Genomic DNA, 12,134 nt, shown 5'->3' on the forward strand with positions numbered 1-12,134 from the left:
GTGTCGAAAATGCTGAAGGGATCGGTCCGTACCGGAGACAGCCCAGCAGCTGGTTGTCGCCCGAGCCGCCGTCCAGCGTATCAGCGCCGTCGCCGTGCTCACAATCGCCAAGCCCATGTCCGCCAAGACCTACCGCGTGTGGCTGGTGAAGTAACAAAGAGGGGAGCTATCAGAGACTTCCGCTAGCCTCGCGCAGGATGTGCGACGGCAAGCCCCGGTCCTATTTCCTCTCGGCTTAGTAGCCCCACGTCTCGTGACGAACCGGCAACCGCTTGAGTGCCTCGCGGTGGAACTGCCATTTCGGCATGAAGCGATCCATCAAGGCGGTAAAGCGGCTGTTATGAGTGGGCTCTAATAGGTGCAGCATCTCATGTACGACGATGTATTCAAGACATTCCAGCGGTTTCTTCGCCAACTCCGTGTTCAGGCGGATATGACGCGCCGTGGGGTTGCAGCTTCCCCATTTCGTCTTCATCCGTTGAACGAAGAAGCGGTTCACAGTCACGCCCATGAGTGGCTGCCACTTGGCGAGGAGAGGAAGCACAGCTTTCTTGAGCTGCTCGCGATACCATTCATCAATCAACACCTGTCGTTTCTGCCTGTCTGTTTCCGGCCGCACATGCAAAATGATCCGGCTGTGCTTCAGCTCAATAGACGGCGCCTGATTGTCTTCCCGCACCGTGAGCAAGTAGCGCTTGCCCCAGAGGTAATGGCTTTCTCGATTCAGATATTCACGGGGAGTTTCCCGTTCCTGCTCCCGCAACTTCTTCTGTTGTTGCTTGATCCAGCCCAGTTTGGAGATGGCGAAGACACGGATCGTGTCGAGGCTCATGCGCGAGGGGGCCGCGATTCGGACTCTGCCGCTCGGAGGATAGACGCTGAGATGGACATTCTTGATGTCCTTCAGCACCACATCCACCGCGATATTGCCAAGCTGCACCTGTGCCATCATCAGTATTCCGCCTGAGCCTTGACGATGAGAAAGATACGTTCCACCTCGGCCACGTCCCGCAGCACGTCGTACAACGCCTGTTTGATCACTTGCTCGCGTGCCTGGACTCCGCGCCAGCCATCGGGCCGAACCTTTCGAATCGCTTCATCGATCTTCAGCACCAGCCGCAATGTCGGGTCGCCGGCAGCGTGATATTCGGCCTGCGCTTCCGCCGCGCGATCTGCCTCCGGGGGTGCTCCTTGCGTCTTCTTCAAGTTGTTGTACAGCGCCCGCAGGGCCGGGCTCTTCTTGAGCGGCTCCGGCGTGTCCTCGGCCTGCCCAGCTTCCACCTTCCTCGCAAGTTCGGCGATGCGTTTCAGGTATTGCTCGTACTCGATGGCCTTGGCCTTGCGAGCGGTGATAATTTCGTCCAACAGCGCCGACATTTTCTCGTAGTAGGCGGGGTCGCTTAGGTGCTCCTTGATGATCTTGCGGCGGACGTTATTCTCAATAGTCTCGGCAATCGCGTCCTTGTTGCCTCTCAAACCACCGAGTTGCGTGGCGATAGCATTCCCGATCCCAGTCTTCACGATCAGGTCCAGTAAGGGCATCTCATCGAAGGGGGAAATCTTTCTCGGCTCATCGGCCTCGATATAGGTATCCAGGAGGTGGCGCATATCGGCTTCGTAGGCCTTGAGATCAAGGCTTTCCCCGCTGGCCTTGCGAACAATCTCGCGGACATTCAGATACCGATCCATGTGCTGCTTGATGCGGACGATGTCGGCCGCACTGTAGCCGGCTGGCTCCAGCTCATCGGCGATGTTGGCGTAGGCACGCACCAGGGCAACCGTCGCCTTGTAGAGTGCGGCCCGTTGCGGCTCCCGTTCCTGGAGATCGGCCGGGCTCTCCGTGTTCCCGCAGAAATAGTGGATGTGCTCCAGCTCTCCTTTCGGCGGTTCCACCGGTTCGCACAGGAGGTCGAGTGTCTCCAGGGCATGGTCGAGCCGTTCCTTGCCTTTCTTCAGCCGGTCTTGCAGCAGCACCTCGGGAGCAACTCCCCCGGCACTGTGATCCAGCTCGGAGCTATAGACTTGTAGCGCGCCGGTGCCCTTCTCATTGACCAGCTTCTTGAACAGGTCCTTGTAGTCCACGATATAACCGAAGTCCTTGTCTTCGCCGTCGAGCCGATTGGTCCGGCAGATGGCCTGGAACAATCCGTGGTCCTGCATCGACTTGTCGATGTAGAGATAGGTACAGGGCGGCGCGTCGAAGCCGGTGAGCAGTTTGTCCACCACCACCAGCAGCTTCATGTTGGCCGGTTCCTTCGTGAAGAGGGCCTTCGCCCGCTCCTCGTAGGTTTCCGTTTTGGTCATGCCCGGCTTCGGGTCGATGTCTGTCAACATCTCCATGTAGGTGTTGTAGATGAACTGCTTGTCGGTTTCCGTATTCGCGCCGACTTCCTCCTTCGTTACATCCTGAGCCTGCGGGTTATAGGAGGTCACCACCGCGCACTTGCCCTTGAAGGGCGTCTTTTGGAAGAGCCCGAAATACTTGGTCGCCTCGTAGATGCTCGATGCCACGAGAATGGCGTTCCCTCGTTCGCTGGAGAGGCGCGGCTTCACACTGAAGTCGAAGACGATATCGTTCACCACCCGGTCCATGCGGGCTTTGGAGCTGAGCACCTGCTGCATCGTCCCCCATTGTTTCTTCAGCTCGTCTTTCTGCCAGTCGTTCAGCCCTTTGGTCTTGGCCTCGAACCAGGCGTCGATCTTCTCTTGTGAGCCCAGGTGCTGGTCGATGTCTCGCGCCTCATAGACCAAATCGAGCACCACCCCGTCCTCCACACCCTCACTGAACTTATAGGTGTGGATGTACCGGCCGAACACTTCGAGACTCGTGGCTCGATCTTTCGCGAGCAATGGGGTTCCGGTGAAGCCGATGAAGACGGCATTCGGCATGAGGGCCTTCATCACCCGGTGCAACTTGCCGCTCTGCGTCCGGTGGCACTCGTCCACGAACACGAACACTTCTCCCACCGTCCGGCTGGGCTGGGCCTCCAGCTCCTTGATGAAGGCGTCGAAGTCGTCCACGTCCTTGCGCCCGAACTTGTGGACCAGCGAGCACATGAGGCGGGGCGTCGCCTGGCCGAGCCGGCTCATCAAGTCGCGGCCGCTGCTGGTGCGTGTGATCGACTCGCCCGCCTCGGTAAAGACTCGTTCGATCTGTTTATCCAGCTCGTCGCGGTCGGTAACGATGGCCACGCGGGCGTGAGGGTTGTTTTCGAGAATCCACTTGGCCAGCAGCACCATGACGATACTCTTGCCGCTGCCCTGGGTGTGCCAGATGATGCCGCCCTTGCGCTGGCGCACAGAGTCCTGCGCCGCCTTGATACCGAAATACTGGTGCACCCGTGGCAGCTTCTTCACCCCGCCGTCGAAGAGCACAAAGTCGTGCATCAGTTCGATCAGCCGGTCCTTCGCGCACATCTTGAGCAGATACTTGTCCAGCTTGAAGCGGCGGTTGTCCTGCTCCTCCTCTTTCCATCTGAGGAAATATTTCTCCGGCGTGCCGATGGTGCCATATTGCAGGCCCTCGGAGTCGTTCCCGGCGAAGATGAATTGCACCGTGCTGAAGAACCAGGCGTTGAACTCCGGCTGCTGGTTGGAGAGGCTCTGCCGGATGCCGTCGCCGATGGACACGCGGCTGTTCTTCAACTCGATCACGCCGGCCGCGATGCCGTTAACGTAGAGCACGAGGTCGGGCCGCCGCTCGTGGTTGCCCTTGAGCGTCACTTCCTCGGCAATGGCGAAGTCGTTCTTGCCCGGCTCGTGCCAGTTGATGAGATGAACGGTCTCCGTAACCTTGCCCGCTTCGATTTTGACCGGCACCCCGTAGCGCAGCAGCTTGTAGACAGCCTGGTTGTTTCCGTAGAGGTTGCGGCTATGGTTATCCGCTTCGGTCTTCAGCAGGTACAGCGCCCGGCTGATCTGTGCGGGGGAATAGCCGTTCTTGGTCAGGTAGGTGGTCAACAGTCCTTCTTCGATATTGCTGTTGCCATCGCGGTCGGTCCAGTCACCCAGGTAGCGGTAGCCCAGCTCGTCGCAGAACAGCGCGATCACCCGGCTCTGCGTGGCTCGTTCAGGTTGACCGACGGTATTCATGGCGCTGACTCCCGTTTGTTCAGCCTGACCAGTGTCACTATGACCGATGTCGGCTTTGTCCGGTTCATGTCGGGTTCCCGGATGACGGGTTTGTCGGGTTTATGGCAGGTTTCGGATGACCCGATTGTGAGCCCTTTCAATGTCTCCCTTGTCCCCTGTACGTCTCTTTGCTTCTCGCGAACATCGTGCACACTCATATCGGCTCGTCTTTCCGGCGAGCTTGGGCCAGCAAGGCGGTTCCTTTGTCCGTCAGTCGATACTTCTGCAACCGGCTGGTCGGCTTCTCCGGGCGGGTGTATTCCAGGGTCTGATCGGCCAGCAAGATCCGGATCACCTGATTGAGATGGCCCGACACTTCTTTCTGCCCCAACCGCCTGGACAACTCAGACTTGGATAACGGACCGCCGGACAGCAAGCCCAGCACCCGCCGTTCCAGCGACTCTGGCTGTGACTCTGGCCGCGACTCTGGCTGTGACTCTGGCCGGCCCCTGACTTCGCCGATTTTCTGCAGGACCGTGCGCCTGATGGTGATGACGAACCCGTCCGACAGCGAAAACTCCGGTTCCGGGAGCCCCGCCTCCCGGCAGCGCCGGATCATATCTCCGGTGCCGGTCCCCATCCGCTCGATGTATTTCGTCAGATACAGCGGTTCCGCCAAGAGCGGATTACCGGGCACCGAGCCGTGGGCCTCACGCAACATATCCAGCGTCAGCGAGGGCGGCAGCGCGCCGGGATTCCAGACTTCCAGCCGGTCGGCGAAGAGCATGACCTGCACACTGCCGGTGCTGGTGTAATCGCGATGCGCCACGGCGTTGACGAGGGCCTCCGCCACCACGTCACGGGGGATCTCATACGCGACCGGGGCCTGCGGGCCGGCCGCGCGGGTGCCGACCCAGAGATTAATCTTCGACATCACGAAGTCCACCGCCTGATCCATCAGATCGAACACCGTGCCCTTGTAGACCTGATAGGACGGAATCGGCTTGGCCACCTCCGTCCCGTGGAAATGGGCGCACTTCACTTCGGAAGCAGGGAGAAAGCGCTGCGGCTGCGCGCCGAAGAGCAGCAGGGCGGCGTGGGTCAGGCGTCCATCGTCGAGCAGGTTGAGATGAGTCAGCAACTCCTGCGGCGTCGCCTCCTCCGGCAAGGGAAAGCCCCGGGCGCGGCGAGCCTGGCGCAGAAACCACGCCATCCGCTCCCCGTTCAGATCGGCCAGGGTGGCTTTCGGACAGGGAGCCGAGTCGAAGGGACCAGTGCGAATCAGCTCCCGGCGTTCGAGGTACTGCACCAGCGCGGCATAGAGTCCGGCGATCAGTTCGGCGGCGCTCACGAACCGGCGGCGGATCACCTGCGCCCCGGCCTGCCGGATCAGCGCGTGCATCTTCCGGTGCTTCTGCCGGTCGTCGGCTCCTTTGACGAAAATCAGCCGATGTTTGTGCAGGCGGGTTGCCAGGTCGAACTCCCGCTGGGTGGGCGAAAGACCCTCGGCATCCTCAACCCCGTACTCGTTGCCGAACAAACCCACGTAGAGATCGCACCGCTCCACCTCATCCAAATACAGCTCGTCCGCCCGACGATCGGCAGCAGGCACCTCCTCGAACAGAAACGGCTCAAAGAACCGGCGCATCAGCGCATCGCCGCGCAGATAATCCCGCAGGGCGGCCCGTTCCTGCGCGAACTCCTTCTGCACGCTGCTGATAAAAATGCGGATCGGCTTCATCGCTGGCACTGTAGACAGCCGTCTACCATGATTACCACCTCATACCAGTCTGATCCTCCCCGTCAGCAGTTCCTGCATCATGCCCTGCTTGAGGAGGCGGGCTTTGGCGAGCTTGGCTTCCAGCGCGGCGATCTCGGCGTCCATGTCGGAGAGGATGGCGGCGATGGCTTCTTGTTCGGTCTTCGTGGGGGGAAGAGCGACCGTGTACTTTGAAATCTGAGGTGCCGTTAGCTGTGGAACACCAGTACTCTCAAGCGCAAAATCGACGGATTGGTTTATAAACTCAGTGACGAATCGGAGATCGCACGGATACGTCGAGGAGAGAACGAGCAACCTGCCGATGGCGCAGAAGGGTATAGTGCGATAAACCGCGTGACCAACATCTCCTCTGGCCGTGACCGTGATCTTTTCGGGTCCATATTGGTAGGACTTCGAGTAGCCGTAGAGCCCCCCCGTTTGTTAGCGCATTGGAGTAGACTGGAAACTCATGCCTGTGGTCAGGCGTCGGAGAGAAATCTTCCTTGACCAAATCGCGGCCAGCCGAAATTTCGCAGAACGACCCCAGAGGGTTAACAGCCCAATCCTCCGGAATCACACCCACCTCGGTGTGCTTATAGCCTGGCTTACTTTCGAACCCCGGCAGGCGCTTGTTGCCGGTGAGGAGTTCCTGCATGGCGCCTTGTTTGAGCTGGCGCTTCTTGGCGAGGAGTTGCTCCAGGGATTCGATGAGGGCATCCGCATCGCTTAACGCCTCGGCAATGGCTTCTTGTTCGGCCTTGGTGGATGGGAGGGGGAGTTTGATCGAACTGATTTGAGAAAAATTTAGTCCTTGCCGATTTCCGCCCGCTTGGAAACTGTCAATCTGACGTTGCCCTAATGCAGAAAGCAGTAACAGATTGACGAACTTGGGAACCGCTTTGTTTGCATCTGACCTGATTATGCAAACGTGCTGATTTACATTACCGCCAACTAGCATTTCATCAGCTAAAGCGGTGCGACCGATTGAGGCTCCCGTGATGTTTAGCAAAACATCACCGCTCTTCAATTCCGTAGCAGGAAAACCATTGTGCGTTTCCTCGTCGATGAAAGCTAAGTCGTCAAGTAGTAGGCTACCCCATCCGACATTCTGGCTTCGCACAAAAGGGCGGCCGTATTCTTTATACCGCTTGCTCCCACCTGTGGGTGTAACCCCGCTCCCAACCTTTGTAGCGATGTCTTGGATGGTAGTTTGGCTCCAGTCTTCCGGGATCACCCCCACTTCCGTCTGCTTGTAGCCGGATCTTACTTCCACGAGAACCCCATCTTGATCAGGTGCCGGTTCACCTTGGCTTCCAGGTCGGCCACGCGATTGGCCATCTGCGGCATTGGGGTCTCATACCGCTCGGCCAGTTCCTTCACGCGCTGGGTCAACTGCTGGCTCACGCGATCCATCTCGCCGTGAATGTCACGATCCAACGCGGCGAGCCATTTGTCGTCCACGACCAGCGTCTTGATCTCGGCTTCTGTGAGCGCCGGATACTTGGCGTAGGCCTTGGCGTCGAGCGATGCCTCGGCTTCCTTGAGGCGCTTCTTGAGATCAGCCTCGTCACCGTTGAGCTTCAGCCAGTCGCTCAGCACGGCTGCTTCGTCCTTCGCGTCCTTGTCGCCCTCGATCTCTTTGAGCCGGGCGGCGACGTTGGCCTTGTTCACCTTATCGAGTTCGGAGAAAGCCCCCTCCTCGCCACCCTGGTCTTCCTCTAACTCAGTGAGGCGGGCGGTGACACCTTCCAATTCAGTCGTGAGCTGATCGATGGCCTCCTGTTCCTTGGCGAAATAACGGGCGACGATGAGCGATTTGGGCACGAGATCGCAGGTCCAGCCCTTATCCTTCTCCTTGCCCTTCTTGTCCTTCTCGATGATGCGGGAGGTCTCGGTCTTCCAGCCGTCGGCGGCGATGAGATAGCAGTCGTCCTGCATGGTCCCGGCCCAGTAGTCCATGAGGTGCTGATAGACATCGTACTTGTCGATGAGCGGCTGTCCGACGTAGTGGGCGAGCAGATCTTCGGACAGGGCAGCGATGAGTTCCTTCGGATGGCAGCCGCTCTTCAGCCCACGAAGCGATTTGGCGGTCTTCTGTTTCCACGTCGCGAAGTGGGCGTTCATCCTGCCGATGAAGGCGGCGAATTCAGGATGCTCGTAGATCGCGGACTTGATCGCTGACTTCTCCACGGCCAGGTCGAGGTAGCCGGGCCGGTTGGCATTGAAGAGGGCCTGCCGGAGCTTGGGGCACACATCCCAATACCGCTGAAGCGCGTCCACATCCGCTTGCGGGATGCCGCCGTTCAGGTGGCCTTCGATGTCTTGCAGGTCTTCTGCCTGTTGGCTGTCGATGTAGCGAGGCAGGTTGAGGTTGAACTCGTTCTTTTCGATCTCGTCCACACTCACCATACGGGAGTATTTGGGCACGTCGAGGCGCCTGTTGAAGACATCTACGATCTGATGAATATCCTGGGCACGGAGGCGGTTCTTGGGACCATCCTTCATAAAGCCGGCGCTGGCGTCGATCATGAAGATGCCCTTGCGGGTGTGGGCCTCCTGCTTGTCCACCACCACGATGCAGGCGGGAATGCCGGTGCCGTAAAACAGATTGGCAGGCAGGCCGATGATGCCCTTGATATAGCCCTTGCGGACCAGGTTGCGGCGGATGTCGGCCTCGACATTGCCCCGGAACAATACGCCGTGCGGCAGGATGCAGGCTCCTTTGCCGGTGCTCTTGAGCGAGCGGACGATGTGGAGCAGGTAGGCGTAGTCGCCTTGCTTGTGGGGCGGCACCCCGAAGGGCTGGAACCGCTCGTAGGGATCGTTGAGCGGATCGAGGCCTGTGCTCCACCGTTTGTCGCTAAAAGGTGGATTGGCGACGACATAGTCGAAGGTCTTGAGGGGCTCGCCGTCCTTGAATTTGGGATCGGCCAGCGTGTTGCCCTGCGCGATCAACGCCGTGGGGTTGTTGTGGAGGATCATGTTCATCCGCGCGAGGCCCGCGGTGGTGGCGTCTTTCTCCTGGCCGTAGATGGTCACCGGCGTGCGCGCTTCGTCCGCGACTTTCAGCAATAAAGAGCCGGACCCACATGTAGGGTCATAGACGGTGGTGTCCGGGCTGGTCTTGGCCTCACGAATCCCCAGGATCTGCGCGATGATGCGGCTGACTTCGGCCGGCGTATAGAACTGGCCCTTGCTCTTGCCGCTCTCCGTGGCGAAGTGCCGCATAAGGTATTCGTAAGCATCGCCCAGAATGTCGTCGCCTTCGGCGCGGTTCTTGGAGAAGTCGAGTCGCTTGTCTTCAAAAATGGCGATGAGGTCGGTCAGCCGCTTGACCATCTCATCGCCGCTGCCGAGCTTGTTCGCATCATTGAAGTCCGGCATGTCGGAGAGCTTGTTGGCGTTCGCCAGCGGCGCGATGATCTTCTTATTGATCTGGTCGCCGATGTCCGGCTTGCCCTTGAGGGCCACCATGTCCTTGAAGCTCGCGCCCTTGGGGATGGTAATCGGGGCATACGGCACGTCGGCATATTTATCGCTGACGTATTTGATGAACAAGAGGACGAGGACATAGTCCTTGTACTGGCTCGCATCCATGCCGCCGCGGAGCACATCACAACTGGACCAGAGAAAGGAATAGAGTTCGGATTTCTTAATCGCCATAGGAGAGTCAATTCCCGGAATAAGCAGAGCGGAAAATGCGCCGAAGAATACCCCTTTCCCCGCGAGAAATCACGCCCTCTTGTGAGGGAGAAAGTAGCGCTGAGTCCTCCAAGGCAGTCCTGCGCGTTGAGTGCTTGGTGCTGAGTTGGAGAAGGGGAAAGAGCTGATGGCTTCCAGGTAATGGCGATTGGAAGTGCACAGTCCTGAGTTTAGAGAAAACGCGGCTGGCTGGGGCGGGCCGGAAGGAAGCCTGTCCGGCCCGCGTCCCGTAGAGGGGAGAGGCGAACGCCTACTGGCCTGCCGCCAGCGGCGGGAGGTTGATGCCGACGCGCTCGAGCCCCATGATGACGGTCAGGGCCGACGGGGAGTGCTGCACGATTTCCTTCTGCACTTCGATGCGGCGCAGGTCGACGAACTCCGGCGCGGTCAGGCCCAACGATTCCCGATAGGCACGATCGGCAATGCCGCGCTGCCGCTCGGCTTTTTCACGCGACTCCTCGGCTTTTTGGAACTCCACCATGGTGATCTTGCGCTGCTCTTGAATGATGGTCTGGGTGGTCTGCTCGACCACGCCCTTGGGCGGGAGAATGCTGCCGACGACCACGCGATTCAGGCGCACCGGAATGCCCTGCTTCTCGATCAGCTTGGTCTGGACCTCTTTGGCGATGGCATCCTGCAACTTCTGTCTGGTGGTGGGATCGGTCGTCAGCTGGAACAGCGGATACTTTTGCACTTCTTCCCGGACGAACGTGCGGAACGCTTCCTTGGCGTTGTTGACATACCAGTGCGGCCCGTACTTGCTGACCAGTTCAGGCGAGCGGCCTTCGATGACGTTGGCGATCAGGAAGGCGTCGAACGAGACGGGGGCATTCTCGGCCGAGATGATGTCGAAGTGTTCTGCGTATTGAACCGGCCGGACATCAACATCAATGACCTGGGTCGTCAGGGCGACCCAGATACGCCCCGTCTTGATCGGAACGGGATCGACTCCGCCGTGGCCGAAGAATGCCGGCTGCTCGACCACCACCCCTTCATGCCCGGCTTCGATGGCCACACACCCGGTCCCGGCCCCGGCCATCACGGCGGCCAGAAGTATTCCCGCTATTCCTCGCATCAGACTCCTCATACCATCCTCCTCTGGATTGCCCCGTCCCGCAAGAGACGGCATGGTTGAATGGCCGGCCCCCATCTCCCCCTCGCGCTTGCTCATGGAGATACCTTACGGAGCGCGCCGGCTGGCTGTCAAACCAGCGCCGGGCGCTGCTGCTAGGGCGGCATTCAGTGAGAGAGAACGGAGGGAATCGCGCGGAACAGCATGCAGGAGATGGGGTTAAAACACGCCGGCCTCATGTTGGAGCCAGCGCACATACTTGATGATCTGGTCCACATCGTCAGGGGTGACGCCCTCGATCTTGGGCATGTTCCCGAATTCCCAATGGTGCGCTTTCACCCCATTGGCCGCCGCCCGCTGAAATGCGGCGTCGCCGTGGTGATTCGGCTCATAGATTTTGTGGACGAGCGGCGGCCCCTGGCTGGTCCCCACTCCGGCCGCGCCATGGCAGGCGGAACAGTTCGCCTTGAATTTGGCTTCTCCCGGCTGCAGATCGGCCGGCACCGCGCCGCTCACCTGCTTCGCGGGCGGCTCCCCCTGGCTGCAGGCCGGCGCGACGCCTACGGAGAAGAGCAGCAGCGCAAGTCCAACGGAGCGGGAAATCTTCATATGCGGTCTATCCTTTGCGAGACGTCTGATCGGGTGGCGCCGGCGACTGGCCGAACTGTTCCTTGAGCATCGCCTGGGTCTTCGCCAGGGTCACACGACGGTACATTCGCGCGCCGACCGGAACCAGCACGATCAATCCGATGGTCAGATACATGAAAAACTCTTCAGGAGACATGCCCACTCCGTTTCTGCCGAGGGCTACCCTACCGCATATGCGATGGGGTCCTCAACTCCCGCCTTTGCAAACCCCTGCCTGCGAATCAGGCAACTATCACAGCGCCCGCACGCGACGGTTCCAACGGGATCATAACAGCTGTGCGTGAGTTCAAAGGGCACGTGCAGTTTCGTTCCGGCTTGAATGATCTCCGCCTTCGACAGCATGAGCAACGGCGTCCGCACCTCGATGCGTCGTCCCTCCACCCCGGCTTTCGTTCCCATCGCGACCGCCTGCTCGAACGCTCGAATGAACTCCGGGCGGCAATCCGGATAGCCGGAATAGTCGAGAACGTTGGCGCCGAAATAGATCACGCCCGCCCCCACCACCTCCGCATGCGCGGCCGCGAGGGACAGGAAGATGAGGTTGCGCCCCGGCACATAGGTAATGGGAATGCCGGCTGCCCGCTCACCGTCCGGGCGATTCTTGGGCACGGCCAGCTCATCGGTCAACGCCGACCCGCCTAAGGCCCGGAGATCGACCTCGACAACGAGATGGCTCTGCGCCCCTAGCGCGGCCGCGACCTGCCGGGCCCGCTCGATCTCTATCGCGTGCCGCTGCCGGTAGGCGATCGTCAGGAGGAACAGCTCGAACCCGTCCTGTTTGGCCATCGCCGCGGTGACCGTGGAATCCAAGCCTCCACTGGCCAGCACGACGGCACGCTGAGGTTGAGGTGAAGCTCCCGCGTCACTCATAAGCACGTGACT

General features: G+C 59.9%; 9 protein-coding genes and 1 pseudogene. All 10 read right to left on the minus strand.

Features of this window, described 5'->3' with window-relative positions; translation table 11 throughout:
• Positions 1-235 precede the first annotated feature (235 nt).
• On the minus strand, positions 236-952 hold the full coding sequence (locus ACO9S2_RS16625) for a M48 family metallopeptidase (RefSeq protein WP_423723529.1): 717 nt from the start codon (positions 950-952) through the stop codon (positions 236-238).
• The gene (locus tag ACO9S2_RS16630) at positions 952-4,092 is read right to left on the minus strand and encodes a type I restriction endonuclease subunit R (RefSeq protein ID WP_423723530.1); all 3,141 of its coding nucleotides are present in this window, start codon (positions 4,090-4,092) and stop codon (positions 952-954) included. The genes ACO9S2_RS16625 and ACO9S2_RS16630 overlap by 1 nt, the downstream gene beginning before the upstream one ends.
• Before the next feature lie 193 nt (positions 4,093-4,285).
• Complete coding sequence (locus ACO9S2_RS16635) at positions 4,286-5,812, minus strand: DUF4062 domain-containing protein (protein WP_423723531.1); 1,527 nt, start codon at positions 5,810-5,812, stop codon at positions 4,286-4,288.
• Positions 5,813-5,851: 39 nt separating this feature from the next.
• Positions 5,852-6,217, minus strand: a complete 366-nt coding sequence (locus ACO9S2_RS16640) for a restriction endonuclease subunit S (RefSeq protein ID WP_423723606.1) — start codon at positions 6,215-6,217, stop codon at positions 5,852-5,854.
• 355 nt (positions 6,218-6,572) lie between these two features.
• Positions 6,573-7,103 (minus strand): annotated as a pseudogene (locus ACO9S2_RS16645) (restriction endonuclease subunit S); the annotation flags it as partial.
• On the minus strand, positions 7,094-9,493 hold the full coding sequence (locus ACO9S2_RS16650) for a type I restriction-modification system subunit M (protein ID WP_423723532.1): 2,400 nt from the start codon (positions 9,491-9,493) through the stop codon (positions 7,094-7,096). The gene ACO9S2_RS16650 and the pseudogene ACO9S2_RS16645, both read right to left, overlap by 10 nt.
• A gap of 289 nt (positions 9,494-9,782) precedes the next feature.
• Positions 9,783-10,619, minus strand: coding sequence for an SPFH domain-containing protein (locus ACO9S2_RS16655; protein WP_423723533.1), 837 nt, complete (start codon positions 10,617-10,619; stop codon positions 9,783-9,785).
• Positions 10,620-10,823: 204 nt separating this feature from the next.
• Positions 10,824-11,213: a c-type cytochrome gene (locus ACO9S2_RS16660; protein ID WP_423723534.1), complete on the minus strand. Its 390-nt coding sequence runs from the start codon at positions 11,211-11,213 to the stop codon at positions 10,824-10,826.
• Positions 11,214-11,220: 7 nt separating this feature from the next.
• The gene (locus tag ACO9S2_RS16665) at positions 11,221-11,388 is read right to left on the minus strand and encodes a hypothetical protein (RefSeq protein ID WP_423723535.1); all 168 of its coding nucleotides are present in this window, start codon (positions 11,386-11,388) and stop codon (positions 11,221-11,223) included.
• 23 nt (positions 11,389-11,411) lie between these two features.
• Positions 11,412-12,122: a 7-cyano-7-deazaguanine synthase QueC gene (gene queC, locus ACO9S2_RS16670; protein ID WP_423723536.1), complete on the minus strand. Its 711-nt coding sequence runs from the start codon at positions 12,120-12,122 to the stop codon at positions 11,412-11,414.
• Between the last annotated feature and the right edge of the window lie 12 nt (positions 12,123-12,134).

Source organism: Nitrospira sp. NS4 (genome assembly GCF_049546785.1).
GTDB lineage: Bacteria > Nitrospirota > Nitrospiria > Nitrospirales > Nitrospiraceae > Nitrospira_D.